At 62.8% G+C, this 25,196-nt stretch carries 32 protein-coding genes; 18 read left to right on the forward strand and 14 right to left on the reverse strand.

Features of this window, described 5'->3' with window-relative positions; all coding sequences use genetic code 11:
* Positions 1-64: 64 nt before the first annotated feature.
* Both C8K44_RS11150 and C8K44_RS11155 read right to left on the reverse strand, forming a co-directional pair.
* The gene (locus C8K44_RS11150; protein ID WP_109575859.1) at positions 65-907 is read right to left on the reverse strand and encodes an RNA methyltransferase; all 843 of its coding nucleotides are present in this window, start codon (positions 905-907) and stop codon (positions 65-67) included.
* Entirely contained in the window at positions 904-1,995 is a 1,092-nt protein-coding gene (locus C8K44_RS11155; RefSeq protein WP_109575860.1) for a class I SAM-dependent rRNA methyltransferase, read from the reverse strand. Before C8K44_RS11155 ends, C8K44_RS11150 begins: the two co-directional genes overlap by 4 nt.
* 251 nt (positions 1,996-2,246) lie before the next feature.
* On the opposite strand from C8K44_RS11155, the gene C8K44_RS11160 reads away from it, so the two are divergent.
* The 3 genes from C8K44_RS11160 to C8K44_RS11170 all read left to right on the forward strand — a co-directional run bounded on the left by C8K44_RS11160 (position 2,247) and on the right by C8K44_RS11170 (position 3,825).
* The gene (locus tag C8K44_RS11160) at positions 2,247-2,939 is read left to right on the forward strand and encodes a YafY family protein (RefSeq protein WP_109575861.1); all 693 of its coding nucleotides are present in this window, start codon (positions 2,247-2,249) and stop codon (positions 2,937-2,939) included.
* A 68-nt stretch (positions 2,940-3,007) separates the two neighbouring features.
* A complete protein-coding gene (locus tag C8K44_RS11165) occupies positions 3,008-3,394 on the forward strand; it encodes a VOC family protein (protein ID WP_109575862.1) in 387 nt (128 codons plus the stop codon).
* Positions 3,391-3,825 (forward strand): EVE domain-containing protein, encoded by a 435-nt coding sequence (locus C8K44_RS11170; RefSeq protein ID WP_109575863.1) that lies wholly within the window; start codon positions 3,391-3,393, stop codon positions 3,823-3,825. Before C8K44_RS11165 ends, C8K44_RS11170 begins: the two co-directional genes overlap by 4 nt.
* On the opposite strand, the gene C8K44_RS11175 is transcribed toward C8K44_RS11170, so the two are convergent.
* Genes C8K44_RS11175 through sppA form a run of 4 tightly spaced genes read right to left on the reverse strand, consistent with a single transcriptional unit; the run spans position 3,815 to position 6,494 of the window.
* A complete protein-coding gene (locus tag C8K44_RS11175; RefSeq protein WP_109575864.1) occupies positions 3,815-4,780 on the reverse strand; it encodes an ornithine cyclodeaminase family protein in 966 nt (321 codons plus the stop codon). The two genes, C8K44_RS11170 and C8K44_RS11175, sit on opposite strands and share 11 nt — an antisense overlap.
* Before the next feature lie 38 nt (positions 4,781-4,818).
* Entirely contained in the window at positions 4,819-5,148 is a 330-nt protein-coding gene (locus C8K44_RS11180) for a LapA family protein (RefSeq protein WP_109575865.1), read from the reverse strand.
* A gap of 44 nt (positions 5,149-5,192) precedes the next feature.
* Positions 5,193-5,477 (reverse strand): integration host factor subunit beta, encoded by a 285-nt coding sequence (locus C8K44_RS11185; RefSeq protein WP_055981346.1) that lies wholly within the window; start codon positions 5,475-5,477, stop codon positions 5,193-5,195.
* Between the two features lie 42 nt (positions 5,478-5,519).
* Entirely contained in the window at positions 5,520-6,494 is a 975-nt protein-coding gene (gene sppA, locus C8K44_RS11190) for a signal peptide peptidase SppA (protein WP_109575866.1), read from the reverse strand.
* Positions 6,495-6,497: 3 nt separating this feature from the next.
* Here sppA and lptC point away from each other — a divergent pair, with 3 nt between their 5' ends.
* The 6 genes from lptC to ptsN all read left to right on the forward strand — a co-directional run bounded on the left by lptC (position 6,498) and on the right by ptsN (position 11,937).
* Entirely contained in the window at positions 6,498-7,478 is a 981-nt protein-coding gene (lptC, locus tag C8K44_RS11195) for an LPS export ABC transporter periplasmic protein LptC (RefSeq protein WP_245417449.1), read from the forward strand.
* A complete protein-coding gene (locus C8K44_RS11200; protein ID WP_245417450.1) occupies positions 7,447-8,028 on the forward strand; it encodes an LptA/OstA family protein in 582 nt (193 codons plus the stop codon). The genes lptC and C8K44_RS11200 overlap by 32 nt, the downstream gene beginning before the upstream one ends.
* Positions 8,029-8,850: an LPS export ABC transporter ATP-binding protein gene (lptB, locus tag C8K44_RS11205; protein WP_109575869.1), complete on the forward strand. Its 822-nt coding sequence runs from the start codon at positions 8,029-8,031 to the stop codon at positions 8,848-8,850. It begins immediately after the preceding gene.
* A 160-nt stretch (positions 8,851-9,010) separates the two neighbouring features.
* Positions 9,011-10,543: an RNA polymerase factor sigma-54 gene (gene rpoN, locus C8K44_RS11210; protein WP_109575870.1), complete on the forward strand. Its 1,533-nt coding sequence runs from the start codon at positions 9,011-9,013 to the stop codon at positions 10,541-10,543.
* 279 nt (positions 10,544-10,822) lie between these two features.
* On the forward strand, positions 10,823-11,407 hold the full coding sequence (gene raiA, locus C8K44_RS11215) for a ribosome-associated translation inhibitor RaiA (RefSeq protein WP_109575871.1): 585 nt from the start codon (positions 10,823-10,825) through the stop codon (positions 11,405-11,407).
* 65 nt (positions 11,408-11,472) lie between these two features.
* Positions 11,473-11,937 carry a PTS IIA-like nitrogen regulatory protein PtsN gene (ptsN, locus tag C8K44_RS11220; RefSeq protein ID WP_109575872.1) on the forward strand — a complete coding sequence of 155 codons (465 nt, stop codon included), beginning with the start codon at positions 11,473-11,475 and terminating at the stop codon, positions 11,935-11,937.
* A 93-nt stretch (positions 11,938-12,030) separates the two neighbouring features.
* Here ptsN and C8K44_RS11225 read toward each other — a convergent pair whose 3' ends face one another.
* Together C8K44_RS11225 and C8K44_RS11230 are read right to left on the reverse strand one after the other, a co-directional pair.
* Complete coding sequence (locus tag C8K44_RS11225) at positions 12,031-12,288, reverse strand: DUF1150 family protein (protein ID WP_108605559.1); 258 nt, start codon at positions 12,286-12,288, stop codon at positions 12,031-12,033.
* Between the two features lie 62 nt (positions 12,289-12,350).
* Positions 12,351-12,776, reverse strand: a complete 426-nt coding sequence (locus tag C8K44_RS11230) for an Hsp20 family protein (protein ID WP_109575873.1) — start codon at positions 12,774-12,776, stop codon at positions 12,351-12,353.
* 130 nt (positions 12,777-12,906) lie between these two features.
* Here C8K44_RS11230 and C8K44_RS11235 point away from each other — a divergent pair, with 130 nt between their 5' ends.
* Positions 12,907-13,848, forward strand: coding sequence for a nucleoside hydrolase (locus tag C8K44_RS11235; RefSeq protein WP_109575874.1), 942 nt, complete (start codon positions 12,907-12,909; stop codon positions 13,846-13,848).
* 185 nt (positions 13,849-14,033) lie between these two features.
* On the opposite strand, the gene C8K44_RS11240 is transcribed toward C8K44_RS11235, so the two are convergent.
* The 4 genes from C8K44_RS11240 to C8K44_RS11255 all read right to left on the reverse strand — a co-directional run bounded on the left by C8K44_RS11240 (position 14,034) and on the right by C8K44_RS11255 (position 17,147).
* Positions 14,034-14,648: a LysE family translocator gene (locus C8K44_RS11240; protein WP_109575875.1), complete on the reverse strand. Its 615-nt coding sequence runs from the start codon at positions 14,646-14,648 to the stop codon at positions 14,034-14,036.
* A 68-nt stretch (positions 14,649-14,716) separates the two neighbouring features.
* On the reverse strand, positions 14,717-15,616 hold the full coding sequence (locus C8K44_RS11245; protein WP_109575876.1) for a ribokinase: 900 nt from the start codon (positions 15,614-15,616) through the stop codon (positions 14,717-14,719).
* A gap of 80 nt (positions 15,617-15,696) precedes the next feature.
* Positions 15,697-16,590 (reverse strand): methylated-DNA--[protein]-cysteine S-methyltransferase, encoded by an 894-nt coding sequence (locus C8K44_RS11250; RefSeq protein WP_109575877.1) that lies wholly within the window; start codon positions 16,588-16,590, stop codon positions 15,697-15,699.
* Between the two features lie 62 nt (positions 16,591-16,652).
* On the reverse strand, positions 16,653-17,147 hold the full coding sequence (locus C8K44_RS11255) for a DUF2244 domain-containing protein (RefSeq protein ID WP_109575878.1): 495 nt from the start codon (positions 17,145-17,147) through the stop codon (positions 16,653-16,655).
* Positions 17,148-17,169: 22 nt separating this feature from the next.
* Between C8K44_RS11255 and nth the strand changes: the two genes are divergently transcribed.
* The 3 genes from nth to C8K44_RS11270 all read left to right on the forward strand — a co-directional run bounded on the left by nth (position 17,170) and on the right by C8K44_RS11270 (position 18,911).
* Positions 17,170-17,988, forward strand: a complete 819-nt coding sequence (gene nth, locus C8K44_RS11260; RefSeq protein ID WP_109575879.1) for an endonuclease III — start codon at positions 17,170-17,172, stop codon at positions 17,986-17,988.
* Between the two features lie 80 nt (positions 17,989-18,068).
* Positions 18,069-18,374 carry a YdeI/OmpD-associated family protein gene (locus tag C8K44_RS11265; protein ID WP_109575880.1) on the forward strand — a complete coding sequence of 102 codons (306 nt, stop codon included), beginning with the start codon at positions 18,069-18,071 and terminating at the stop codon, positions 18,372-18,374.
* A gap of 3 nt (positions 18,375-18,377) precedes the next feature.
* Positions 18,378-18,911 (forward strand): GNAT family N-acetyltransferase, encoded by a 534-nt coding sequence (locus C8K44_RS11270; protein ID WP_109575881.1) that lies wholly within the window; start codon positions 18,378-18,380, stop codon positions 18,909-18,911.
* A gap of 11 nt (positions 18,912-18,922) precedes the next feature.
* Here C8K44_RS11270 and C8K44_RS11275 read toward each other — a convergent pair whose 3' ends face one another.
* Positions 18,923-19,510 carry a transglutaminase-like cysteine peptidase gene (locus tag C8K44_RS11275; protein ID WP_245417451.1) on the reverse strand — a complete coding sequence of 196 codons (588 nt, stop codon included), beginning with the start codon at positions 19,508-19,510 and terminating at the stop codon, positions 18,923-18,925.
* A gap of 642 nt (positions 19,511-20,152) precedes the next feature.
* Between C8K44_RS11275 and C8K44_RS11280 the strand changes: the two genes are divergently transcribed.
* Genes C8K44_RS11280 through C8K44_RS11300 form a run of 5 tightly spaced genes read left to right on the forward strand, consistent with a single transcriptional unit; the run spans position 20,153 to position 23,970 of the window.
* Positions 20,153-20,824, forward strand: a complete 672-nt coding sequence (locus C8K44_RS11280) for an amino acid ABC transporter permease (protein ID WP_109575990.1) — start codon at positions 20,153-20,155, stop codon at positions 20,822-20,824.
* Positions 20,824-21,495 carry an amino acid ABC transporter permease gene (locus tag C8K44_RS11285; protein WP_109575883.1) on the forward strand — a complete coding sequence of 224 codons (672 nt, stop codon included), beginning with the start codon at positions 20,824-20,826 and terminating at the stop codon, positions 21,493-21,495. The genes C8K44_RS11280 and C8K44_RS11285 overlap by 1 nt, the downstream gene beginning before the upstream one ends.
* Entirely contained in the window at positions 21,495-22,226 is a 732-nt protein-coding gene (locus tag C8K44_RS11290; protein WP_109575884.1) for an amino acid ABC transporter ATP-binding protein, read from the forward strand. The genes C8K44_RS11285 and C8K44_RS11290 overlap by 1 nt, the downstream gene beginning before the upstream one ends.
* A 2-nt stretch (positions 22,227-22,228) precedes the next feature.
* Positions 22,229-23,152 carry an isoaspartyl peptidase/L-asparaginase gene (locus tag C8K44_RS11295; protein ID WP_109575885.1) on the forward strand — a complete coding sequence of 308 codons (924 nt, stop codon included), beginning with the start codon at positions 22,229-22,231 and terminating at the stop codon, positions 23,150-23,152.
* Positions 23,153-23,172: 20 nt separating this feature from the next.
* Entirely contained in the window at positions 23,173-23,970 is a 798-nt protein-coding gene (locus C8K44_RS11300; RefSeq protein WP_109575886.1) for a transporter substrate-binding domain-containing protein, read from the forward strand.
* A gap of 162 nt (positions 23,971-24,132) precedes the next feature.
* Here C8K44_RS11300 and C8K44_RS11305 read toward each other — a convergent pair whose 3' ends face one another.
* Positions 24,133-25,131 (reverse strand): LacI family DNA-binding transcriptional regulator, encoded by a 999-nt coding sequence (locus C8K44_RS11305; RefSeq protein ID WP_109575887.1) that lies wholly within the window; start codon positions 25,129-25,131, stop codon positions 24,133-24,135.
* Positions 25,132-25,196 lie beyond the last annotated feature (65 nt).

A 25,196-nucleotide genomic window follows, 5' to 3' on the forward strand; every position in this document is an offset into this window, starting at 1 on the left:
AGGACGCTGTAACGCTTTGAATTTGTGCATGATCCTTTCCAAAAATCGATTCCGGTCCTTGGGGTCATGCACTGAGTGTGAGCGCGTTGCGCCGAATCTCGAACAGCATGACGCCGGTGGCGACCGCGAGATTGAGCGAATCGGCACGGCCCGCCTGCGGAATACGCAGGAGCTTGTCGCAGGCGTCCGCAAGATTGTCGGGCAGGCCCTGCTGTTCGTTGCCCATCATCAAAAGCACTGGGCGGTTGCCGAAATCGACCGAACGGTAATCGACGGCGCCCTTGAGATGGGTGCCGGCGACTGTGCCGGCAAAATCCTTGCGCCAGGCAAGAAACGCCTCCGGACTGGTCTTGGCGACCGGAACCGCGAAGATCGAGCCCATGGTGGCGCGCACGGTTTCGAGAGAGAAAGGATCGGTCGTCTCGCCAACGAGGATGATGCCCTTGGCACCAACGGCATCGACCGTGCGGATGACGGTGCCGAGATTGCCGGGATCGCGCACCCGGTCGAGCGCCACCCAGACATCGTTGCCCTTGGGGCGCACGTCCTTGAGCGGCACGAAGCGTTGGCTGAACACGCCGACCACTGCCTGCGGGTTATCGCGGCGGGTGATCGCTGTCAGCACCTTTTCGGAAACCTCGAGCACGTCGCCGCCTGAGGCAACCGAGCGCGCCGCGACCTTTTCCACGGCGGCGTTGCCGAGAGCGGACTTGGCAAAAATCAGCGTCTTGATCGTCCAGCCGAGATCAAGCGCGTCGATGACGAGCTTCAGTCCTTCGGCGATGAACGCGTTCTGCTGGTCGCGAAACTTCTTCTGCGCCAGCGCCTTGATGTCCTTGACCAGCGGATTGGCGAGGCTCGTCACTTCCTTGACGCGGCCAGGTGCCCCGGTACGGTGTTCGCTCATTTGGCCACCCAGCGCGAAAACAGAGAAGTCGAAAGCGCGCGTCCCGCCGATTTTTCGCGGATGACGAGTTCGCCCGATTCGATGGTGCCGCCCATGCCGGCGAAGGTGTCGCGCATCAAGGCGTGGATGGCGAAGAACGAGGCGCGGATCGAATAGGCCGTCAGCACCACGGCCAGCGGATTGGGCGTCAGGATCGAGCGGCAGATGTCGGTCATCGCGGGCAGGCTCTCGAACAGTTGCCAGACCTCGCCCTTGGGACCGCGGCCATAGGCCGGCGGGTCGAACAGGATGATGTCGTAGCGGCTGCCGCGACGCTCCTCGCGCTCGACGAATTTCATGGCGTCCTCGCAGATCCAGCGGATCGGCTTGTTGGCGAGACCGGCCATTTCCTGGTTCTCGCGGGCCCAGCCGATGGCCTTCTTGGAGGCGTCGACATGGGTGACCTCGGCGCCGCTGCGGGCGGCAACCAGCGAGGCCAGCCCGGTATAGCCAAACAGGTTGAGCACCTTGACCGGGCGCTTGGCACCTTTGATCAGCCGGGCCATGTGGTCCCAGTGGGTCGCCTGCTCGGGAAAAACGCCCACATGGCGGAATGAGGTGAAGCGGCCCTGATAGTGAAGCCCGTCATGGCGCATCGGCCAGGTTTCGCCGAGCGGGGTCTTGGGGAAGCGCCAGCGGCCCAGGCCTTCCTCGTCGGTATCGCCGGTGAAGACGGCGTCGACGTTTTCCCACTGCTTTGCCGGCAGGGCCGGTTGCCAGATCGCCTGGCCCTCAGGCCGCACGATCCGGTAGGGGCCATACTGCTCGAGCTTGAGGCCAGCACCGCTGTCGAGCAGCGCATAGTCGTCATTGGGCGCGACTTCGAGGATCAGCGGCAGGTGTTCGGCCGGCAATGCGCCTTCGCGGCGGACGAGCTTGCGCGGCTCGCTCTTGGGCTCCGGGGCAGTCTCCTGTCGCGGGCTGGGGCGCTGTTCTGGCTTGCCCTCCTGCTGCCGCTCGACGCGATCTCGTATCTGCGCGGGGGCGGCACCGCCCTTGCGGGGCGGTTGCGGGCGGCTGTCGCGGCGTTTGTCGCGCGGGTGCTTCAAGGAACGGCGTCTCCGGGTGGTTGGCCGCTTTTGGCACAGGCCACCGCGCACCGCAACCGGACGGGCGGTCGCGGCGGGGAGGCAGGTTCCGCCAAAGTCCTCATGGTGAGCCTGTCGAACCATGTGTTCGGGCGCAAGCAGGCGCGGCTCGACAGGCTCACCATGAGGGCTATTGACGGGCTTTCGCCACTCCATGCCTTCCGGCGAGCAAGGCCCCAGCCTATCGTATCCGCCAAACCCACCCGAGAATCATGTCGCGCTCCGAACGCCTGCTTGACCTCATCCAAATCCTGCGCCGCCATCGCCGGCCGGTGAATGGGCTGACGCTTGCCCGCGAACTCGACGTGTCGATCCGCACGCTCTATCGCGACATCGCCACTTTGCAGGGGCAGGGCGCACCGATCGAGGGCGAGCCGGGGGTCGGCTATGTGCTGAAGCCGGGCTTCATGCTGCCGCCGCTGATGTTCACCGATGAGGAGATCGAGGCGATCGTGCTCGGGTCGCGCTGGGTCGCCAAGCAGCCCGATGCGCGCCTTTCGGCGGCGGCGGCCGACGCGCTCGCCAAGATCGCGGCTGTCCTGCCCGACGATCTGCGTGAGGAACTCGACACGACCGCATTGCTGGTCGGTCCGGGCGCGGAGATGACACGCGAAAGCGTCGATCTCGGTGCTATTCGGCAGTCAATCCGCACCGAGCGCAAGATCGAAATGACCTACCAGGACGCCAATGGCTCGCATTCGAGGCGGACGATCTGGCCTTTCGCGCTCGGTTTCTTCGACAAGGTTCGGGTGGTCGTTGCGTGGTGCGAGATGCGGCAGGACTTCCGGCATTTTCGTACCGACCGCATTTCCGATCTCAACGCCACCGACAAACGTTACCCCAGGCGCCGGCAGGCAATGCTGAAGGAGTGGCGGACTACGCTCGACATGCCGAAAAGATCGTGATGGCTACTGCCAGAATCTGACAGTGGTGCGCCTTATGCTCTCCAAATCGAAACCTCTGGAGAGTAAAAATGCGCACCCCCAACTTCATCATTCTCTATGTCGACCAGCCGCAGCACAGCGGTGCCTTCTACAGCGGACTGCTTGGTCGCGAGCCGGTCGAATCCTCGCCGACCTTCGTCATGTTCGTCCTCGACGGCGGCTTCAAGCTCGGCCTGTGGTCGCGCCATACGGTGGAACCGGCCGCGGCTGCGGCGGGTGGCGGCGCGGAGATCGTCTTTGCTCTCGATACGCCTATGGCTGTCGACGTAACCCACGCCGAATGGACCCGGCGCGGGCTGAGGATTCTCCAGGCCCCGAAGGATATGGAGTTCGGCCGCAGCTTTGTCGCGCTTGACCCCGACAATCATCGCCTGCGCGTCTATTGCCTCGACGAAGCAGCGGCAGCACGGCCATGAGCACCGGCTGCTGGCTTGCGGTCGCTTCGGCCGACCATGTCAGGCGCGGCCGCGCGGGTGGCTTCATGCAGGTTTGCCACGGCAGGGCGGCACCCTTGCGCCGCATCGCTGCAGGAGACGGCATTGTCTATTACTCGCCGTCCACTGACATGGGCGGCAAGGACGGCCCGAGCGCCGTCACGGCCATCGCCACCGTGCGCGATGGCGACCCCTACCAGCTCGACATGGGTGGCGGATTTTGCCCGTTCCGTCGCGACGTCGAATGGGCGGCCTCGTGCGAAACGCCGATATCGACATTGCTCGGTCGGCTTGATTTCACGTCCGTCCGAAACTGGGGCTATCAGCTGCGCCTCGGGCTTTGTCAGCTCACGGAGCGCGACTTCGCCCTGATCGCCGAAGCCATGGGCGCCGATTGCAGAGCTATCGCTTGAGCGCCTTGTAGACGGCGATGCCGGCGGCGAGGTCTTCGAGTGCCGCACCCACCGACTTGAACAGCGTGATCTCGTCAACCGACTGGCGGGCAGGTTTCTGGCCCCGGGCCAATTCGTGCAGGTCGGCGACGATGTCTTCCGCCTTGAGAACGCCCGATGCGATCGGCTGGACGATATCGCCGGCTTCCTTGGTGGCGCCCGCGCGGGTGTCGACATAGACGCGAGCCTTGCCGATCGCTGCGTCGTCGGCCTCGCGCATGCCGGGCGTGAAGCCGCCGACGAGATCGACGTGGCAACCCGGCTTGAGCCTTTCGCCCTTGACAAGCGGCGTGGTCGAGATCGTGCCGGCGGTGACGATGTCGGCCCAGCCAAGTTCGGCATCGAGGTCGGAGACCGCACTTGCCTCAAAGCCCTCGCCGCGCAGCGACGCAGCCAGCGTCTCGGCGTTGGCGGTCGTCCGGTTCCAGATGCGGATCTGCTTGATCGGCCGCACGGCAGCGTGCGCCCGGGCCAGAAACTTGCACTGCGCGCCAGCACCGATCACCAGAAGCTTCGAAGCATCCGCGCGCGCCAGATAGGACGCCGCGAGCGCCGAGGCGCAAGCCGTCCGCCACTGTGTCAGGCGCGGGCCGTCCATCAATGCCTGCGGCTCGCCGGTGACGCCGTCGAGCAGCAGATAGAGCCCGACGACCGCTGGCTTGGCGATGTCGTTGTTGTCGGGCGAGACGGTGACGATCTTGACCCCGATATGCCCATCGGTTCCAGCACCCGGCGCCTTGAAGTCGGTCCAGGCCGGCATCAAAAGCAGGGTCGAATCCGTGCCTTGGGCGCGTTCGACTGTGTGGTGGTGGCGCACCGGCTGTACCGCGCCCTCGCGGAAGGCGGTGCGCAATGTCTCGACCAATCCGGGAAAGCTCAGCGCCCGGTCGATGTCATCGGCCGAAAATTGCAGCATTGAATTCTCCCTGAAGGCGCAAGGCGGGCCAGTCTCGATCAGTTGGGGCGTGGCAGGGCCGGGCCTTGGGCTACGGGAGGCCGCTGGGCCGCTGCCTGGCGCAGGCTTTCGGCCTCGAGCCCGCGCTGGCGCGCCACCTTGCGGTAGCGGCCCTGCTTGAACCATGTCACGGCACCGCCGAGGATCACGCCGAGGGCGAGCGCCGCAAACAACAGCACAAACAGCGGCGCCTGGATGGTCAGTGCGGGATTGCCCGGATTGAACGGGTCGAGCGTGAATGCGGTGGCGGCACGGTTGGCGACGGCAAGCGCGATGAGCACGATTGCCACCGGCACGAAGACGACGATGAGCATGAAGCGATTGAACATGGATATTCCCGTTTAAAGCCCCGCCGCTTTGGCCGCTCGCCGGCCTATTTCGCGGAGTTCAGCCGCTCGCGCAGCTCTTTGCCGGTCTTGAAGAACGGCACCCACTTTTCCTCGACCTCGACGGATTCGCCGGTGCGCGGGTTGCGGCCGGTACGCGCGGGGCGGTTCTTGACCGAAAACGCACCGAAACCGCGAAGTTCGACGCGGTTTCCGTCGGCGAGGGCATCGGTGATTTCGTCGAAAATGGCGCTGACGATGTTCTCGACATCCCGCAGGAAAAGATGCGGATTGCGTGTGGCAATGATTTGCACCAGTTCAGACTTGATCATATGCGCGGTCCCCGTCCAGATGGTGATGATTTTATTTGTTTTTCAGCCGCCTGACACGGCTTTTTCAGCCTGCCAGAGCGACAGCATACCGTCAAGGAACAAGCGGTCGGCGCCCATCTCCTTGAGCAGTTCCGACGAAAGATCGCCAGCCCCGAGTGCGCGGCCCAGCGCCTGGGCGAGCGCGTTGGGCAGGAAGAAGCTGCCGCTGCGCGCCGGTTTCCACTCGACCACCGACAGCTTGGCATCGACGCCTTTGGTGCCGAGCCAGGCAACGGCCTGATCTTCGCCCCCGACCTCGTCGATCAACTTGTTGGTGAGCGCCTGGCGGCCGGTGTAGACCCTGCCGTCGGCAAGTGCGATGGCTTCGGCCTTGGACATCGAGCGGCGGTCGGCCACGATGCCGACGAACCAGTCGTAGCTGTCCATGATCATGTTGCGCACCATGGCGCGCTCTTCCTCGGTCGTCGGCTTGAACGGCGAGGGCGCTGCCTTCAGCGGTGATGACTTCACCTCTTCGAGCTTGACGCCGATCTTGTCCATCAGGCCCGTCAGATCAGGGTATTGTACGAGAACGCCGATCGAGCCGACGATGGATGACTTGCGTGCCACGATATGGTCGGTGGCCGAGGCGATCATGTAGCCGGCCGAAGCAGCCAGCGTGCCGACCTGGGCGACGACAGGCTTTTCGGCGGCAAGCTTGCGCACCGCATCGTAGATCGCTTCGCCGCCGGCGGTGGTGCCGCCGGGCGAATCGATCGACAAGATCACGCCCTTGACCGCGCCCGACTTGCGGACGTCATCGATGCGCTTGAGCAGTTCCTCGTCCTCGGTGATCGTTCCGTCGATCCGGATCTTGGCGATATGGTCGCTCGTGACGCCGGGAATCCGCTCGCCAGCGAGCCAGGTCGACATGCCGACAATGGCCAGTGCTGCAATGATAAAGGCGATGACGCGCCAGAAGGTCACTTTGCGCCGCAACCGGCGTCGGTCGATCAGATCGTCGGCTTTCATGGACATGGCGTGCCTCGCATACTGTGCAGGCCTGCGCTTTTATCGCAACGCTTTGGCGAGAGCCACCGCTTTCCTGACGCACCTGACGTTGCGGGAACTTGGATTTGTAATGTAAATAGCCATATTGGGGTTTGCTTTTTGGCAGCTGAACGACGGGGCTTGTACGTTCGGCAGCAACACTTTGACCTTGCGGTCATATTTTCGTGGCTTTCATCCGCTTCACGTGCCGGCCTGCACACGGCCTGGATAGTTCGAAGAAGGACATTTGCGTTGGCGCGACCAATCGATACGAGCGGCGGCAGCGGTGGCGTTGCGGTGGATAGCGCAATTGCGCTCGCGACTTCGCGTGGCGATGCTTTCAATCTCGCTGCGCGCCATTCGCGCCGCGTGCGATTCCTGAAGCTCGTCTTGCCGCTGGCGGCGGTGGTTCTTGCCGTGCTGTTTGGCGGCTATTCCTATCTCTCGGCGCCGCCTTCCATTAAGGCAAAGGCTGAAGGCGCTGCCTTCTCCGAAGGCAAGCTGGTCATGGCCAAGCCACAGCTCAGCGGCTTCACCCGGGACAACCTGCCCTATTCGATGACCGCCGATCGTGCCGTGCAGGATCCGGCCAATCAAGGCGTCGTCGAATTGATCGGCATCGATGCCAATCTGCCTATCGCGGCAGGCAACACTGCCGAGGTCATTGCGGCGCGCGGTGTTTACGATCGTGAGGGCAATACGCTCAATCTGTCCGAGCAAGTAACTGTAAAGACAAGCGATGGTATGGTCGCCAGGCTCAAATCGGCGTATCTGCATATGGGCAGCGGCGAGATGAAGACCGACGAGCCGGTTGAGATAAGTCTTGACGGTTCGAAGATCACGTCCGATTCGATGTCCATGCTCGAACACGGCAAGGTCGTCGTCTTCGAAAAGAGGGTACGCGTCGACATTGACCCGGCGCGATTGAAGGCGGCGCAGAATGATAGCGGAGGCGGGAGTGCGGCAAATTAGGACTTGGCGGTCGACGGCCGCGTTAACATGCGCTGGCGTTGTGCTTTGCACCGCCGGCGCTTTTGCGCAGGATAGCCAAAGCAGGCTCTCGGGCCTCAAACTCTCCGGTGACCAGCCGATCCAGATTGAAAGCGACAAGCTCGAGGTCCGCGAATCGGAAAACCTTGCGATCTTCACAGGCAACGTCAACGTCACCCAGGGCCCGACGCTGATGAAGTCGGGCAAGATGACCGTCTACTACGCCAAGGATGGCGGCTCGGCGGCGACCGGTTCGGCCAACATCGACAGGCTCGAAGTCGACGACAAGGTCTATGTGAAGTCGGACAATCAGGTCGCGACAGGCGATCGCGGCACGTTCGACATGAAGACCGAGGTGCTGGTGATGTCCGGCAAGGAAGTTGTTCTGTCGGAAGGCGACAATGTACTGGTCGGCTGCAAGCTCACCGTGCAGATGAAGACCGGGCTCGCGCAGGTCGACGGCTGCAACAAGGGCACCACGGGCAATGGCCGCGTCATGATGTCGATTACGCCGGGTTCGCAGAAGAAATAAATGACTGACCTATCGCAGATGTTGTCGCGTCTGAAACCTGGCTCGGCGCAAAAGCTTGCCGCGCCAGCGACAACTGGCAGCGCCAGGAACGGCAAGTTCAAGGGTACGCTGATCGCCAAGGGCCTGACCAAGAGCTACAAGGGCAGGCAGGTGGTGTCAGGCGTGACGCTTGGCGTGCGTGCCGGCGAGGCCGTCGGGCTGCTCGGCCCCAATGGCGCCGGCAAGACAACCTGCTTCTACATGGTCACGGGCCTGGTGCCGGTCGACCAGGGCACAATCGAGATCGACGGCTTCGACGTGACGGCGATGCCGATGTACCGCCGCGCCCGCCTCGGCATCGGCTATCTGCCGCAGGAAGCGTCTATCTTTCGTGGCCTGTCGGTCGAAAACAACATCCGCGCCATCCTCGAAGTGGTCGAAAAAAGCCGCAAGGAACGAGAAAAGTCGCTCGATTCGCTGCTTGAGGAGTTCCACATCAGCCATCTCAGGAAGTCGCCGGCCATCGCCCTTTCGGGCGGCGAGCGGCGGCGTCTCGAAATCGCGCGCGCGCTGGCCAGCCGGCCCAACTACATGTTGCTCGACGAGCCCTTTGCCGGCATCGATCCGATCGCCGTCGCCGACATCCAGCAGCTCGTCCGGCATCTGACCAAGCGCGGCATCGGCGTTCTGATCACCGACCACAATGTCCGCGAGACGCTGGGCCTTATCGACCGCGCCTATATCATCCATGCCGGCGAGGTGCTGACGCATGGCCGCGCCGACGAGGTCGTCGCCAATCCGGATGTCCGCCGCCTCTATCTCGGCGAGGGCTTCACGCTCTGACCGCCGAACGCCCCCGGCGCTCCGTGCGTCGGGTAGCCGGTCGGCAATAACACTGCCAAACCCCCAATCTGCTTGACATGCAAAAGCCGGGCCAGTTTTATCGCGGCTGGTAGGTGGCCGGCTTTCGGCCGCTCTCTGCGGGATCGGGTCTCAACAGCTGATGGCACTGTCGGCGAAACTACAGCTACGGCAGTCGCAATCGCTCGTGATGACGCCACAGCTGATGCAGTCGATCAGGCTGCTTCAGTTCACCCACGCCGAACTCGAGCGCTTCATCGATGACGAGATCGAGCGTAATCCCCTTTTGGAACGCGTCGACGCGCCTGAAGACGCGCCCGACCAGTTTCCAAAGATCGAAACGCCCAGCGAGGCGACCGACACGGCCAGCGAGGACTGGTTCGAGGGCGAAGCCGGCTGGAGCTCGGAGGCGATCTCCGACAAGCTCGATACCTCGCTTGAAAACCTGTTTCCCGACGATCCCGGCGCTGTCGAGCGCATGGGGCCGGACCTTGCCATGCAATGGAAGTCCTCGGCTGCGGGCTCAGGCTCGGGCGGTTCATCCGATGGTTTCGACATGGAGGACATGGCGGCAGCGGCCGTGACGCTACGTGACCATGTCGGCGAGCAGATTTCCTTCGCTTTCGTCGATCCTGCCGAGCGCCTCGTCGCCTCCGAGCTGACCGACTGGCTCGACGAGGCCGGCTATTTCCGCGGTGATCCGGCGGAAATCGCCGCTCGATTCGGTGTCGAAGAGGCATTTGTCCTGAGGGTGCTGGCAGCCTGCCAGGCTTTTGACCCAGCCGGGCTCTTCGCCCGCGATCTTGCCGAGTGCCTGGCAATCCAGCTTGCCCGGCGAGACCGGCTCGATCCGGTGATGGCCGCGCTTGTCGACAATCTCGACCTTCTGGCAAAGCGTGATTTTCAGACCCTCAAGCGCCTCTGCGGCGTCGACGAGGAGGACCTGCTGGCGATGCTGGCAGAAATCCGCGCGCTCGATCCCAGGCCCGGCGGCGCGTTCGCAGGCGGGGCGGCAGACACCATCGTGCCCGACGTCGAGGTGCGCCAGGCCGCCGACGGTAGCTGGGCGGTGGAACTCAATCCTGAAACCCTGCCGCGCGTGCTGGTCGACCAGGTCTATTTTGCCGAGGTGACGGGGCGAACCAAGGATGCGTCGGAACGCAACTTCCTCAGCGAGTGCCTGCAGAACGCCAACTGGCTGACCCGCAGCCTCGACCAGCGCGCCAAGACCATCCTCAAGGTCGCCTCGGAGATTGTTCGCCAGCAGGATGCCTTCCTGGTCCACGGCGTGCGCCATCTGAGGCCGCTCAACCTGCGCACAGTGGCCGACGCCATCGGCATGCATGAATCGACCGTAAGCCGCGTCACGGCCAACAAATACATGCTGACCCCACGTGGTGTGTTTGAACTGCGCTATTTCTTCACCGCTTCCATCGCCTCGGCCGAAGGCGGCGATGCGCACTCGTCCGAAGCGGTGCGCGACCGCATCCGCCAGATGATCGAGGAAGAAGAAGCCGCCGAGGTCCTATCCGACGACGCCATTGTGGATATCTTGAGGAAGGGTGGTGTCGATATCGCCCGGCGGACCGTGGCCAAGTACCGCGAAGGCATGAACATCGCCTCCTCGGTGCAGCGCCGGCGCGAAAAGCGCGCGATGGCTGGTCGCAATGCCTAGGCGCAAAAGCGCGCATTCGCGCCGATCAGCGGCCTTGATTGACAATCCCTAATGAAGTGTCTAGAAGCCCGCCCGCATGAGAGGGCAAAGCCCGCCAGAGAAAGATGCGGCACAGGATGGCTTGTGACACGAGCCAGCGGCTGCCGGTGGGTGGCCCAAGATCAGCCGACAGGTTTGGACTTAAATTCGATGCTTCGAGCGAGCCAACGCTTGTTTGCATCGGCCACGGGTATAAACTCGGACCGGTTTGAAGTCTGAACAGAAAAGGTCAGTTTTCAGATGAGCCTGCGTATTTCAGGAAAACACATGGACGTCGGCGATGCGTTTCGTACGCGTATCGAAGGTCGTATCGGCGAAGCGATCGGAAAATACTTCGATCGCGGCTTCTCCGGACACGTCAACGTCGTGAAGGCCGGCTCGCGCTACACTGCCGATTGCGTGGTGCGGCTAGATTCGGGCATGTCGTTGCAAGCGACTGGCGAGGCCCAGGAACCGACTGCCGCGTTCGACGCGGCAGCCGACAAGCTTGAAACCCGCTTGAGGCGCTACAAGCGCCGGCTCAAGTCGCACAATCTGGGTGCGGGCAACGGTCAGCTGACCGATGTCTCCTATTCGGTGGTTGCTGCCCTCGTCGACGACGACGAGGAAGTGCCCGAGGATTTCGCACCCGCCATCGTCGCCGAATCGACGATGGTGCTGAAGACGATGTCGGTGGCCTCCGCCGTCATCGAACTCGATACCAAGGACAGCCCCGTTGTCGTCTTCCGCAATGCCGGCAACGAGCACGTCAACATTGTCTACCGCCGGCCGGATGGAAACATCGGCTGGATAGATCCCTCGACCGCTAAGGTCGCCCAGGGATAGTCGCCGCCGACCGCATGTGGGGTTTTGGGGCAATGCGGCGGTGAGCACAGCAAGGGAATTTCAGCATGGATCTGAGTGATCTAATCGAGGTACCGGCGATCATGCCGGCCTTGAAGGCGAATTCGAAGAAGCAACTTCTGCAACTTCTCGCCGAAAGGGCCGCAGCGATCTCCGGCATCCCCGAGCGGGAGGTGTTCGACACCATACTCCAGCGCGAGCGCTTGGGGTCCACCGGCGTCGGCAATGGCATTGCCATTCCCCATGGAAAGCTCGCAGGGGTTAAGCGGATAACCGGCGTGTTCGCCCGGTTGGAAACGCCCGTCGATTTCGAGGCGCTGGACGACCAGCCGGTCGACCTCGTCTTCCTGCTCCTGGCCCCTGAAGGGGCAGGAGCCGATCATCTCAAGGCGCTGTCGCGCATCGCACGCGTTCTGCGCGATACCGATACTGTGGCCAAGATTCGCGGCACCCGCGATGCATCGGCGATCCACGCGCTTCTGTCGGAAACGCCGGCTTCGCACGCCGCCTGATTTCATTGTTGGGAAAAGCAGGGGAAGGGCCGCGTCTCGCGGCCCTTTTCGGTTTCGCCGTCCGCGTCGTCTCCCGAAAAGGAGACGAAAAGGTCAGTGGATGGCGACGGTCGTCAGATCGTTTTCCATCGCGCCGGCAAGGGCGCGGTCACGGGCATCGGACAACAGGATCGGCTCGCCATTGGCGGCAAACAGCGCCCACAGCTCAAGGCCGGGATCAATCTGCGTCAGGCCTGGGAAACGGCCGCGCAGGTCGTCGCTGGATACCTTCCTGAGATAGGCGACGGAGCCTTCGCCGAGATGGGCCAATTCGCCCGTGGTCATGGTGTGTCTCTGGTCAGTACTGGGCATTGTAGCCTCCTTCTAGCCAGGATGCCGATTCGGCCATCCCGCATGAGAGCCATCGGTAAGTCTTAGTCTGCTACCGATATGTTTATTTTCCGTACCAGCCGTTCGGCTTCCGGGCGGTCTAGATCGACCGAGAGCAGACCGTTCTTCAGATCGGCCGCGATAACCCGCATCCCGTCGGCCAAAACGAAGCAGCGTTGGAACTGTCGTGATGCGATGCCGCGATGCAGGAACTCGCGCTCCTTGTCGTCGCTCTGGCGGCCACGCACGATGAGCTGGTTCTCCTCGACGGTGACTTCGAGATCGTTTTCGGCGAAACCGGCCACCGCAAGCGTGATCCGCAGCCTTTCACCCCGTTCGTCGGCATCCCTGATGCGTTCGATATTGTAGGGCGGATAGCTGTCGCCCGACTTGGCAAGGCGCTCCAGCGTCTTTTCCATCGTGTCGAAGCCCAGAAGAAGCGGGCTCGAAAAGGGCGTCATACGGCTCATGTTACAGCTTGTCCTCCGAGAGCGACATAAAGCGGAAAAACCCAGGTGGCATTTTCCCGACTGTTGTTGATATGGTCCGCCGCGTCGGCAACTTCAAGACTGCAAAAAACCTGCCCAACAAGGAAAGAAAATGCCCATACCGCGCAAGATTATCATCGACACCGACCCCGGTCAGGACGATGCCGTCGCCATATTGCTGGCGCTTGGAAGTCCCGAACTCGACATCCTGGGCATCACCGCCGTCGCCGGCAATGTGCCGTTGAAACTGACCGAGAAGAACGCCCGCAAGATCTGCGAGCTGGCCGGCCGCCCCGAGACCAAGGTTTTCTCGGGCGCCATCCGTCCGCTGATCCGCGAACTCGTCACCGCCGAGGAAGTTCACGGCAAGACCGGCCTCAATGGCCCCGAACTGCCCGAACCCAAGATGAAGCTTCAGGAGCAGCACGCGGTCGACTACCTCGTCGAGACGCTGATGCGCGAGGAAGCCGGCTCCATCACGCTGTGCCCGCTCGGGCCCCTCACCAATATCGCGCTCGCCATGATCCGCGAGCCCAAGATCGCCCCGCGCATCAAGGAAATCGTCCTGATGGGTGGCGGCTTCTTTGAAGGCGGCAATGTCACGCCTTCGGCCGAGTTCAACATCTATGTCGATCCGCATGCCGCCGACGTGGTGTTCCGTTCGGGCGTTCCGATCGTCATGATGCCGCTCGACGTCACCCACAAGGCGCTGACCACGACCAAGCGCATCGACGCCTTCCGCAAGCTCGGCACCAAGGTTGGCATCGCCACCGCCCAGATGCTGGAATTCTTCGAGCGCTATGACGAAGGCAAGTATGGCACCGACGGCGGTCCGCTGCATGATCCGTGTGTCATTGCTTACCTATTGAAGCCCGATCTGTTCCAGGGCCGTCACTGCAACGTCACCGTCGAGACGGCGTCGGAACTGACGATGGGCATGACCGTTGTCGACTGGTGGGGTGTCACCAAGCGCGAGAAAAACGCGACCGTCATGCGCGACATCGACCATGACGGCTTCTTTGCGCTGCTCGTCGAGCGCCTCGGCCGGCTCTGAGACCGTAAGACTAGAGCATTTTCGACTCAGACGAAAACTGCCCCTCACCCTTACCCTCTCCCCGTGAAGGACGGGGAGAGGGGGCGGCGGCGTTGCGGCCATCCTCCTTCTCCCCGTCATTACGGGGAGAAGGTCCGGCAGGGGATGAGGGGCGATTCTCCCTGAAACGCAGGCAGGCGAATGCTCTATCTCGCCCTTGAAAAAGCCAGCCACACGCCGCCACCGACAAGAAACGTGCCGCTGATGCGGGTCATCAGTTTGAGGCGCTTGGCTGACAGGAACTTGCCGGCACGGCCCGCGGCCACCGCATAGGTGGAATCCGACAGTGCCGCAAAGACCATGGCGGTGATGCCCATGATGACGATCTGCTGAGCATAGTTGGCGGCAGGGTCGATGAACTGCGGGATGAAGGCGCCGAAGAAGATCAGCGTCTTGGGATTGCTGATGGCAACCAGGAAACCCTGCAGGAAGAAGCCGCCACGCGGCCGCCTGGGCAGGCCATCGGCGGCCAACTCGCCGCCCGAGCGAAACACCTGGATGCCGAGCCAGATCAGATAGGCGGCGCCCAGAAGCCTGACCCACTCGAACCAGTGGCCCATGGCCTCGATCATCTGGTTGAGGCCGATGCCGACGATGGCGATCATCACGGCCACGCCGATCTGAGTGCCGGCGGCGTTGAGCAGCCCGGCGCGTGTGCCGTGGCGTATGCTGGAGGCGATGATCAAAGTGACGGTCGGGCCCGGTATCAGGACGATGACGATGCAGGCAACGACATAGGCAGCATAGAGTTCGAGCGACATTTCCTTTTCTCCGGCGGTCGCTCGACACTAAGCACTCAGATTCAGAGCGTGTCCAGAAGGCTGAAAGCTCAGCCCTTGAGTGCGGCATCCACCTCGACGGCGAGCGGAATGGCCGGCTGGGCGCCGGGCTTCAGGCAGGCGAGCGAGCCGGCGACGGCTGCGCGGCGAAGCGCGTCCTTGAGGTCGAGCCCAGTCGACAGGCTCGCGGCGAGATAGCCGCAGAAAGTGTCGCCTGCACCCACAGTATCGACAGGTGTGATCTTGAGCGCGTCGACATGGACGAGTTCGTCGCCCTTTGCCGCAAGAACGCCTTCACCGCCCAGCGTGACGATGACGGTCGCCCCGGTGCGACGGGCAAACTCGCCCATGCGCGCAGTCCGCTCACCGGCAGGCAGGGCGAGTGCCTCGGCATAGAGGTCGAATTCGGTTTCGTTGGCGACGACATAGTCGGCCTTGCCGACGAAGCTTGCTGCTTCAGCGCGGAAGGGGGCCGTGTTGAGCATGGTCACCGCCCCCGCCTTGCGTGCCGCCTCGAGCGCCGCATCCACTGTCGCAAGCGGGATCTCGTGCTGGAGCAGGACGATATCGCCCTTCTTGAACTGGGCCTTGGCGAGATCGCCCGGCACCACCGAGCCATTGGCGCCGGGCACGACCGCGATCATGTTCTCGCCGTCGCCCCCGACCAGGATCAACGCGATGCCGGTTGCCGCCTGGATTTCGGCAACGCCCGAAAGATCAACGCGGCCATCCCTGAGATAGGCGGTGGCTTCGCCGGCAAAGGCGTCCTTGCCGACCGCGCCCACCATGCGCACCGGAACACCGGCGCGCGCCGCCGCAAGCGCCTGGTTTGCGCCCTTGCCGCCCGGCGCCGACTTGAAGTCACCGCCAGGAACGGTCTCGCCGGGTCCGGGAAGTCGGCCGACGGTGGCGATGAGGTCGAGGTTGATGGATCCGACAACAGTGATCACGGAAGTCTCCTGAAAAATCGGCCGGAAACTAACCTGTGTCGCGCTCACTTGCCAGATGTCGCGTGGTCATTTGGATCGCCTCAACGCGCGATCTGGCCAGCCTCCCAGCCGAGGATCGCACGCTTTCGCGTCAGTCCCCAGTGATAACCGGTCAGCGCCCCCGACTTTCCGAGCGCGCGGTGGCATGGCACGACGAAAGAAAGCGGGTTGGCGCCGACGGCGGCACCTACGGCGCGGCTTGCCTTGGGCGAGCCTATTTCCGAGGCGATTGATGAATAGGTGCAGGCCCGGCCCATCGGGATCTTCAGCAATGCTTCCCACACGCGCACCTGGAAGTCGGTGCCGATCATCACCACGCGCAACGGCTGGTCCTGCCGCCAGCGGGTCGGATCGAAGATGTGCGCGGCATAAGGTGCCGTAGCACTCATGTCCTCGACATAGGTGGCGTTTGGCCAGCGCCCAGCCATGTCGGCAAAGGCGGCGCGCTCTTCGCCGGCATCGTTGAAGGACAGGCCGGCGAGCCCGCGATCGGTGACCATGACGAGTGCTACGCCAAATGGCGAGATGTGAAAGCCGTAGCGGATGGTAAGGCCGGCACCACGCGTCTTGTAGTCGCCCGGCGACATCGCCTCATGGGTGACGAACAGGTCGTGGAGCCGCCCCGGCCCCGACATGCCTACCTCAAAGGAGGTTTCGAGCAGCGGAAGGCCGTCATCGAGCAGCTTGCGGGCGTGATCGAGCGTCACTGCCTGCAAAAAAGCCTTTGGCGACAAGCCGGCCCAGCGGCTGAACAGCTTCTGCAAGCCGGTCGGCGTTTCTCCGACCTCGTCGGCGAGGGTTTCGAGCGAAGGCTGGTCGCGATAATCGAGGCTGATCTTTTCGATCACCCGGCGCACCGTCTCATATTCCGAGCCGACGGGCGTGATGTCGTGCTGCAGCGTGGCGACCGGCTTTGTTTGCGTCTGGGCGTTCATGGCAATATCTCCTTGGACGCCAATATTGCGTTGGCGGTGGGTATTTCCCACCCGATTCCTGCTCATCTGCTCCTTGCGGTTGCAAGGGCCCGTGAAAAGGCCTTGGCAAAGCTCTCGCGGTCGTCGGGGTTGAGGAAACCGCCGATCGGCACGTTTTTTTCCCGTGATACCACAGCCATGTTGGTGATGCCGATCTCGGAGTGACGCGAGACGGCAAAGCGCGCCCAGAACGGGTTGAAATGATGCTTCTCCGACTTGCCCGATGGCGCGGTCTTGAGGATGTCGAGGCTGGTGCGGGAGACGCTCACTTCCTCGCGAGCGCGAGCGGCGCGATAGTTGAGCCTGAAGGCGATGTAGAGGCCTATCACGTCGAGGCCGAAGAAGCCGAAGATCGGCCAGGCGCCGTGGCTCAGGAATATGATGCCGGTGACGATCCAGCCAAACACCATTGCGCCCATTACGATGATGAAGCCGGTCCGGCCAAGCGACCGGTGCGGCAGCAATAGCGCCTTGAAGAAGGGTTCGTCGGCGGCAAAAGTGGCGTTTGTCTCGCTCATGCCGGTTAATTATAGAGAGGCGATGAAAAACCCCAAGTCCAAAGATAAGCCAAAGACGTCGCAGGCCAGGGGCCGCGTCGCTTCGGCCACCAAGCCGAAGCCCCGCGCCCGTACAGCGCGCGCCCGGTCGCTCTACGCGGCTGCGGAAGTGCGTGAAATCTTCCGTCGTTTCCAGGTCCAGCGGCCCGCGCCGAAAGGCGAACTCGAGCACGTCAACCCGTTCACGCTCCTGGTTGCGGTGGCGCTGTCGGCCCAGGCGACCGACGCCGGCGTCAACAAGGCAACGCGCGCGCTTTTCGCCATTGCCGACACACCCGCAAAGATGCTGGCCTTGGGCGAAGAGGCGGTTGGCCAGCATATCCGCACCATCGGCCTGTGGCGCAACAAGGCCAAGAACGTGATCGCCCTGTCGGAGGCGCTGATCCGCGACCATGGCGGGGAGGTGCCCGACGATCGCGACATGCTGGTCAAGCTCCCTGGCGTCGGCCGCAAGACCGCCAATGTCGTGCTCAACATGGCCTTCGGCCACCACACCATGGCGGTCGACACCCATATCCTGCGCATCGGCAACAGGATCGGACTGGCACCCGGCAAGACACCCGATCTGATCGAGGCGATCCTGGTGAAGATCATCCCCGACGAGTTCATGCTGCACGCCCATCACTGGCTGATCCTGCATGGCCGCTATGTCTGCAAGGCACGCAAGCCCGATTGTTGGCGCTGCGTCATCGCCGACATCTGCAAGTCGCCGGAAAAGTCCACGAGCGAGCCCGCGCCGCTGGTGCCGCTGGACGAGCTTGACCCGGTCGAGGTCGCGGAAGCCGAAGTGGCGGCTCACTAACCTGTTGTGAAGGAGGGGCAGGGCGTAAGCGGCGATGTCTCTGTGATTGACGGGCGTTTGCCGAACCCGCAAGATCAGCCATGGCCCTGACCCGCGACATCATTCCAATGCCGGACTGGATCCGCAGCGAGCTTTTGTCGCGCGGCATGCTGACGGCCTATGAGGCGCGGCCGGAGTATCAGCGCAACGACTATCTCGGCTGGATCACCCGCGCCAAGCTCGAAGCGACCCGCCGCAAGCGGCTCGACGAGCTCGAACGCGGTGGCGTCTATATGCGGATGGTTTGGCGCGGGCTGAGCCCACTGGCGGATGCCGCCGCGTCGATCTGGCCTGCTGCGTGGCCCTCGGACCGTGCTAAATCCCCCGCAACGATGGATGGAGCCTGACCGATGACCACTTTTGCCCTTGCCGATATTCCCGTCATCGAGACCGAGCGCACCATCCTGCGGCCGCATCGCCTGGCCGATTTCGACGCCTATGCCGAGATGTGGGCCGACCCGGTCGTCACGCGTTTCATCGCCAAGCCACGGACACGCGAGGAAAGCTGGCAGCGTTTCCTGCGCCATGCCGGCTCCTGGTCGCTGATCGGCTATGGCTTCTGGGCGGTTGAGGAAAAGGCCACAGGCCGTTTCATCGGCGAGGCTGGCTTCCACGACCTCAAGCGCGACATCGAACCTTCGATCGAAGGCATCCCCGAGGCCGGATGGGGATTTGTCGCCGACAAACACGGCCAAGGCATTGCGAGCGAGGTGGTGGGCGCCTTCGTGACCTGGGCCGACGGCCGCTTCGGCGGCCGCACTGTCTGCATCATCGATCCGCGCAATGGCGCTTCGTTGCGCGTCGCCGAAAAGCACGGCTACCGCGAGATCGACCGCACCACCTATCACGACGAACCTACGATCCTGCTCGAACGCCTGGGCTAAGAAGCCTGTCTTCAGTTGCCGACTGCGGTCGACTCGATGGGCCTGGCATTGCCGATGCGTTCCCAACGGTGGCCGTTGCCTTGCGCCTGGCGGGCAAAGTAGTTGTAGGGCGTGCTCGACCAGTCGCGGATCGAGCTGGTCATGTTGTCGAGGATGAGGTCGCCCGAACTGGTTCGTACGGTCAGGACCGTATGACCTGCGCCGCGATAGCGCGCCACGGTCAGCAGAAGCGCGGATGCTGGCCAGCCACGCCTCAACAGCTCGCGCTTCTTGAGGATCGCGAAGTCTTCGCAATCGCCGTAAGCGACAGGCACGCGCCAATCGTCGTCCTTGCCGACATTGACGAGGTCGCTGCGCTCCTTGATGCGCGAATTGACCGCACGGTTGACCTGCTGCAGCTCGGCGCTAAGCTTGGGCCGCAGCGATACGATCTTCCTGCCGCCCGACGTGCTGCACAGGCCGGGCTCGCGGCCGCAGAATGAGGCGAAGGCGGGCGGCGCAAAGGCGTTGCCCCTGGTTTCCATCGTCGTGCCAGCTTGGGCGGCAAGCGGGCTAGCGAATGTGGCCGCAAGTGCGGCCAGCGCGGCATAACGTTTCACGGTTTTGTACCCCGCAAGCTAGCTTAATGGATGATGGGTATCGCTTAATGAGTGGTTTCTAAAGTGGTGATCCGACCGATAAGTGGCGGGATGCTTAACAAATTGTAACTTGCCAAAATATGAGTTGAATAAGAAGCGTAAACCCGGCTGCTGCGTCTTGGGTTTGGGAAAAATCTTTGCGCAATAGAAGTATATTATCAAATCCATTGGTTTAGAGATAGAAAATCCGCGCGAGTTTGATAATGTAAAGTAAATGTGCGCGCTAATTTCCGAATATGTTATTTTGATAATGTGCCGGATGTAAATGAATTTGTGCAAGACTGTTTACTATCGTGGACGATAGTTGCTACCTCAAATTCGGTTCTTGTCATTTCCCTCCAATGATAGCGAATGCGATGCGATCGCTCACGACCGCCGAAAGCGATCGCGATCATTTTTGCAACTGCGGTGGATCCGGAATAGCGTAAGCATTCGTCTGGCACCCGGCCAATCGAGGCAAATCCAGCAGCTTCGGTGGACGTCAGGTCCTTGCTGCCAGCGAGAATTCCTTTCTGAAAAACTGAAAACACAGGCCGCGCGGGCGTTGACATCGCCTTGGTCGTTTTGCAGAGTGAAACCGGTTTCACTTTGAGAATGTGCCGCTTGAAGTTCGATCTGTCGATCCTTGCGAAGCATATCCCCTTCCTGCTGGAAGGGGCGTGGCTGACGCTGCAGGCCTGCACGCTTGCCGTCATCGGCTCCCTCGTGCTCGGCCTTGCGGTCGGTGCGATGCGTACGTCGGCCTCGCCGCTGCTCAACAGGCTCGCCGCGGTCTATGTCGACATCTTCCGCAACATCCCCTTCATCGTGCAGCTGTTTTTCTTCTATTTCGGCCTGCCCGAGATCGGCATCTATATAGATGCCTTCACCACCGGCGTGGTCGCCCTTTCGGTCGCCGGCGGCGCCTTCACCTCTGATGTCATCCGCTCGGGCATCCTGGCAATCGACCCCGGAATTATCGAGGCCGCGCAGGTCAGTGGGCTCAGGAAAAGCACGATCTTCCGCAAGATCATTCTGCCGATCGCGCTCCGCGCCTCGGTGCGGCCGCTGGGTTCGGTTTTCATCAACCTGATCCTGACGTCGTCGATCCTGTCGACCATCACGCTCAACGAACTGACCGGCTCGGCCAAGATCGTCGCCTCCAACACCTTCAGGCCGTTCGAGGTCTATTTCGTACTTCTGGTGGCCTATGCCGCGCTGACATATGCCGTCTCGATCATCATCGGCATGCTCCACCGCTATCTCAACCGCAACCAGTCGGAGGGGGCGGTCTGATGCGCTACGGGGATTTCACGCCGTTCGACATTGTCCTGCTTTTGCAAGGCTTGGGCGTATCGCTCGCGCTGTTTGTCTCGACCACGTTGATCGGGCTTGTCATCGGCACGATCTGGGCAGTCATCCGCTTCTACCGCGTGCCGGTATTGACGCAGATCGTCACCTTTGTCGCCGAGTTGCTCAAGAACTCGCCGGTGCTGGTGCAGCTGTTTCTGGTGTTCTTCGGCCTGCCCGCCTTCTTCAAGATCAACGTCACGCCGACCGAGGCGGCAGTCATCACCCTGTCCGGCAACAGTGCCGCCTTCATCTATGTCATCGCCGTTTCGGCGATCGAGTCGGTCGGCAAAGACCAGCTGGAGGCCGCGCGTGTTTTCGGCTTGACCCGCTGGCAGATCCTGCGCCGGGTGATCGCCCCGCAAGCGGCTGCATTTGCCATCGGCCCGCTCACCGGGCTGCTGGTCAACCAGCTGCAGGTCACCTCGCTGATTTCTGTGATCGGCGTCATGGACCTGACCAAGGTCGGCAACATCCTCAACCTGCGCACGCTGAAGCCGTTCATCGTCTGGACCGCCGTCGGCGCGCTCTACTACCTGACCGCGAAGCTGGTCGCCTACGCCGGAGGCCGCTTCGAAAAGCGGCTCAGGGCGCACACGGCATGGAGAGGCCTCTGATGATCAGCGTATCGGGCGTGCGCAAATCCTTTGGCGCGGCCACCGTGCTCAACGGCGTAGACCTCGAAATCCGCCAGGGCGAGGTCGTCTCGGTGCTGGGCTCGTCGGGCTCCGGCAAGTCGACGCTCATCCGCTGCATCAACGGTCTGGAGAAGATCGACGCGGGCAAGATCACCGTCGACGGCTTCGATGTCTCCAAGCCGCGCGAGCTCAGTGAGGCGCGAAAACGCTCGGGCACGGTGTTCCAGCTGTTCAACCTTTACCCGCACATGACCGCCGTTCAGAACATCGCCCTGGCTCCGGTCGAAGTGCTGAAGGTGCCGCGCAGGCAGGCCGAGGATGAGGCGCGTGAGCTGCTGCGGTCGGTCGGCTTGTCCGAGCGCGCCGAGGCCTATCCCTCGCAGCTCTCCGGCGGCCAGCGCCAGCGTGTCGGCATCTGCCGGGCACTCGCGATGAAGCCGAGCTATCTCCTGCTCGACGAAGTAACGAGCGCGCTCGATCCTGAGATGACGTCCGAGGTGCTGTCGATCCTCGCCGCACTCGCCAAGACCGGCACCACCATGGTGTTCGTCACCCACGAGATCGAGTTCGCGCGCTCCATCTCCACGCGCATTGCCTTCCTCGACAAGGGCCAGCTGATCGCCGACCTGCCTACCGCCGAGTTCTTCTCCGACAAGGGCATGGCCTTGCCGCGCGTGGCTCAATTCCTCTCCAAGATGCGTAAAGACTGAAAATGATCCTGCTTGCCAATTCCGAGGCCTGGCCCGGCTTCTCCAAGAGCGTCGACCTGCTGAAGGCCGGCCGCCACGGCATCGATGCCATGGTCGCCGGCATCAGCGAGGTCGAGCGCGAGGTCAAGGTGCGCTCCGTCGGCTTCGGCGGCTGGCCCAACATGCTCGGACGCATGGAGTTCGACGCCGGCGTCATGGACGGCACCACCCGCGAAGTGGGTTCGGTCGGCGCCGTGCCCGACACGCTGCCGGTGGCGGCACTCGCCCATGAGGTGATGAAGCGCCTGCCGCATGTCATGCTCACGGGTGAGGGCGCCCGCCGCTTCGCCACCGAGATCGGTTTCCCCGTTGACGAGACGCTCTACGAAGACAGCAAGCGCGTCTGGTGGAATCGCCTCGAAAAGGAGCTTACGCCGGAAGAGCTGGCGCAGTTCCCCGACATTCCGCTGGCCCCGCTCAGCCGCACCATCACCGATCCGGAGCGTGTTCGCGACACCACCGTGTTCCTGTCGCAGGACAGTCTTGGCGGCCTCAACGTCGTGACCTCGACTTCGGGCTGGGCCTGGAAGTATCCCGGCCGGCTCGGCGACTCGCCGATCCCGGGCGCTGGCTTCTACGCCGACAGTCGCTTCGGCGCCGCAGCCTGCACCCATACCGGCGAAATGACCATGCGCTGCGGCACCGCGCGCACCATCGTGCTTGCCATGCGCCTCGGACACACGCTGGAGCAGGCGATAGCGCTCGCGGTCGAGGAACTGCTCGAGCTCAAGCAGGGCTTCCTGGCCGGCGTCGTCATCCATGCGCTCGACGCACATGGCAACCACAAGGTCGTCAGCCTGAATTGCGAAGAACAGATCAAATACTGGTTCTGGGATACCGACATGCCAGAGCCGGAACACCGCTTCGCCGAACCTTTCACATCCTAGAAACCCGAGGGAGGGAAAAAATGAAGAACCTGATTGCGAAACTGGCAGGCATGGCGCTTGCCATCGGCCTTGCGGCCACGGGCGCGGCCCAGGCCGGCAAGATCGACGAGATCCGCGAGCGCGGCACCGTGCGCATCGGCGTGTCGCTCGGCGGCGAGCCGATCGGCTTCCGCGACGCCCAGAACAACCCGGTCGGCTATGACGTCGACGTTGCCACCAGGCTCGCCGAGAAGCTTGGCGTGCCGGTCGAGTTCGTCGATGTGTCGGGCGACGCCCGTATCTCGATGCTGGTCTCGGGCCAGATCGACATCGCGGTTGCCAACACCTCGGCGACACTCGAGCGCGCAAAGTCGGTGGATTTTTCGATCCCCTACAACCGCGCCGGTCTGCGCATCATCGTCCAGAAGGATGCCGGCATCACCAAGATGGAAGACCTCGCCGGCAAGAAGATCGTCGTCGGCCGCGGCTCGACGGGCGAGACCTTTATCAAGACCGCTGCCCCGCAGGCCGAGCTCGTCTACACCGATACCTTCGCGCCCGAGGGCGTGCTGCTGCTCCAGCAAAAGCGTGTCGACGCGGCGATCGAAGACTCCTCGCTGCTCGACTACCTCGCCACCAAGAACGAGAACCTGGTGACGCTGCCCGGCCTCTACTCCAACGACCCGATCGGCATCGCCGTTGCCAAGGGCGACGAGGGCTTCGTCCGCTGGATCGACATGTTCGTGTCGGACTACATCCAGAGTGGCGCCTATGAGGCGAACTACAAGAAGTGGTGGGGCGAGAAGGCCAACCCGCCGGCACTGACCCCGCTCTGGTAACATCTGTTGAGGGGACCTTCTCCCCGTAAGGATGGGAGAAGGAAGCCGGCCGCAACGCGGGCACCAATGAAGAGAGCCGCAACGCCGACGCCCCCTCTCCCCGTTCTTCACGGGGAGAGGGTAAGGGTGAGGGGCAGCTCGGTTTTGGTCGTCAGGCTTGTCCTACGACGTCGCCCGCGGCACGAAGAAGGTCGGCACCGTCACTTCGGCCTCGCCATTGGCAAACTCGCCAGGTCGGGCGAGGAAGCGCAGGATCTCGCCGACATAAGTCTTCTTGTCGTAGCCGATCGACGAGATCGGATAGGCCTCGAAGTCGGTCAGCGACAGGTTGTCGAAGCCGTAGAGGCGAAAGCCCTCGGGCCTGTTGCCGGGAAAGGCATCGCGGTGAACATCCATGATCCCCATGGCCATGGCGTCGGAGGTGCAGAACACGGCGTCGGTCGCCGGCCATTCCGGCGATTGCGCGACGTGGCGGCCGCTCTGGTAGGAATAGTCGCCCCGCAGTTCGGCAATCAGGCGGATGCCGCGCTGCTCCATCTCGGACTTGTAGTTGGCAATGCGCGACCGCTCGACCGGCGACGATACGCGTCCCGTCACGAGTGCTGCAGTCGCAACACCCTTGCCGGCTGCGTCGGCGACGGCTTCGGCGATGCCGATCGCCTCGTTGGGCACGACCGAGGGGGACGAGCCGTCATGCATGCCGTTGAGCATCAGCACGTCGTCGCTGCGGAACATCTTGCGCACGCTTTCGGCGTCGGCGAAGTCGGAGAAAACCAGTGCAGCATCGACATGATAGGCAACGCCGTTGCGCAGGAATTCCTCGATCCTTTCGACCGAGCCGACCCGCAGGAAGATGACCTGCTTGCCGATAGACTGTATGTCGCTGATCAGAAGGTCGAACAGGTCGAGGTCGGAGAAGTCGTGGATGTGGTTGACGATCACCGCGATCAGGTTGACCGTCTTGGTCGTCAGGCTGCGGGCGAGCAGATTGGGCTTGAAGCCGAGTGTTTGGGCTGCTTCAAGCACACGCGCCCGCTTGTCGGCCGACACCGGGCGGTTTTCGCTCGACAGCGCCCGCGAGGCGATCGCGCGCGATACGCCGGCCAGCTCCGCGACATCGGCGATTGTCGGCTGGGTGCGTCGTTTGCGCGAACTGTCCATGAGGGCCTTTGCGAGTCTTGAAATTCGGGCGCCGTGGCCAGACGTCCCGCGGCTATCATCTATTC

Origin of the sequence: Aminobacter sp. AP02 (assembly GCF_003148805.1) — a bacterium.
In the GTDB taxonomy this organism is placed as follows: Bacteria; Pseudomonadota; Alphaproteobacteria; order Rhizobiales; family Rhizobiaceae; genus Aminobacter.

What these genes read in the sequence shown, in the direction of transcription:
- C8K44_RS11265 (WP_109575880.1), top strand. Translation starts at nt 18,069, where the DNA reads ATGGCCCTGACCCGCGACATCATTCCAATGCCGGACTGGATCCGCAGC.
- ptsN (WP_109575872.1), top strand. Translation starts at nt 11,473, where the DNA reads ATGGATCTGAGTGATCTAATCGAGGTACCGGCGATCATGCCGGCCTTG.
- C8K44_RS11160 (WP_109575861.1), top strand. Translation starts at nt 2,247, where the DNA reads ATGTCGCGCTCCGAACGCCTGCTTGACCTCATCCAAATCCTGCGCCGC.
- C8K44_RS11305 (WP_109575887.1), bottom strand. Translation starts at nt 25,131, where the DNA reads ATGGACAGTTCGCGCAAACGACGCACCCAGCCGACAATCGCCGATGTC.
- C8K44_RS11180 (WP_109575865.1), bottom strand. Translation starts at nt 5,148, where the DNA reads ATGTTCAATCGCTTCATGCTCATCGTCGTCTTCGTGCCGGTGGCAATC.
- rpoN (WP_109575870.1), top strand. Translation starts at nt 9,011, where the DNA reads ATGGCACTGTCGGCGAAACTACAGCTACGGCAGTCGCAATCGCTCGTG.
- C8K44_RS11185 (WP_055981346.1), bottom strand. Translation starts at nt 5,477, where the DNA reads ATGATCAAGTCTGAACTGGTGCAAATCATTGCCACACGCAATCCGCAT.
- sppA (WP_109575866.1), bottom strand. Translation starts at nt 6,494, where the DNA reads ATGTCCATGAAAGCCGACGATCTGATCGACCGACGCCGGTTGCGGCGC.
- lptB (WP_109575869.1), top strand. Translation starts at nt 8,029, where the DNA reads ATGACTGACCTATCGCAGATGTTGTCGCGTCTGAAACCTGGCTCGGCG.
- nth (WP_109575879.1), top strand. Translation starts at nt 17,170, where the DNA reads ATGAAAAACCCCAAGTCCAAAGATAAGCCAAAGACGTCGCAGGCCAGG.
- C8K44_RS11150 (WP_109575859.1), bottom strand. Translation starts at nt 907, where the DNA reads ATGAGCGAACACCGTACCGGGGCACCTGGCCGCGTCAAGGAAGTGACG.
- C8K44_RS11165 (WP_109575862.1), top strand. Translation starts at nt 3,008, where the DNA reads ATGCGCACCCCCAACTTCATCATTCTCTATGTCGACCAGCCGCAGCAC.
- C8K44_RS11255 (WP_109575878.1), bottom strand. Translation starts at nt 17,147, where the DNA reads ATGAGCGAGACAAACGCCACTTTTGCCGCCGACGAACCCTTCTTCAAG.
- C8K44_RS11170 (WP_109575863.1), top strand. Translation starts at nt 3,391, where the DNA reads ATGAGCACCGGCTGCTGGCTTGCGGTCGCTTCGGCCGACCATGTCAGG.
- C8K44_RS11300 (WP_109575886.1), top strand. Translation starts at nt 23,173, where the DNA reads ATGAAGAACCTGATTGCGAAACTGGCAGGCATGGCGCTTGCCATCGGC.
- raiA (WP_109575871.1), top strand. Translation starts at nt 10,823, where the DNA reads ATGAGCCTGCGTATTTCAGGAAAACACATGGACGTCGGCGATGCGTTT.
- C8K44_RS11250 (WP_109575877.1), bottom strand. Translation starts at nt 16,590, where the DNA reads ATGAACGCCCAGACGCAAACAAAGCCGGTCGCCACGCTGCAGCACGAC.
- C8K44_RS11295 (WP_109575885.1), top strand. Translation starts at nt 22,229, where the DNA reads ATGATCCTGCTTGCCAATTCCGAGGCCTGGCCCGGCTTCTCCAAGAGC.
- C8K44_RS11175 (WP_109575864.1), bottom strand. Translation starts at nt 4,780, where the DNA reads ATGCTGCAATTTTCGGCCGATGACATCGACCGGGCGCTGAGCTTTCCC.
- C8K44_RS11235 (WP_109575874.1), top strand. Translation starts at nt 12,907, where the DNA reads ATGCCCATACCGCGCAAGATTATCATCGACACCGACCCCGGTCAGGAC.
- C8K44_RS11200 (WP_245417450.1), top strand. Translation starts at nt 7,447, where the DNA reads ATGATAGCGGAGGCGGGAGTGCGGCAAATTAGGACTTGGCGGTCGACG.
- C8K44_RS11240 (WP_109575875.1), bottom strand. Translation starts at nt 14,648, where the DNA reads ATGTCGCTCGAACTCTATGCTGCCTATGTCGTTGCCTGCATCGTCATC.
- C8K44_RS11230 (WP_109575873.1), bottom strand. Translation starts at nt 12,776, where the DNA reads ATGAGCCGTATGACGCCCTTTTCGAGCCCGCTTCTTCTGGGCTTCGAC.
- C8K44_RS11290 (WP_109575884.1), top strand. Translation starts at nt 21,495, where the DNA reads ATGATCAGCGTATCGGGCGTGCGCAAATCCTTTGGCGCGGCCACCGTG.
- C8K44_RS11225 (WP_108605559.1), bottom strand. Translation starts at nt 12,288, where the DNA reads ATGCCCAGTACTGACCAGAGACACACCATGACCACGGGCGAATTGGCC.
- C8K44_RS11285 (WP_109575883.1), top strand. Translation starts at nt 20,824, where the DNA reads ATGCGCTACGGGGATTTCACGCCGTTCGACATTGTCCTGCTTTTGCAA.
- C8K44_RS11270 (WP_109575881.1), top strand. Translation starts at nt 18,378, where the DNA reads ATGACCACTTTTGCCCTTGCCGATATTCCCGTCATCGAGACCGAGCGC.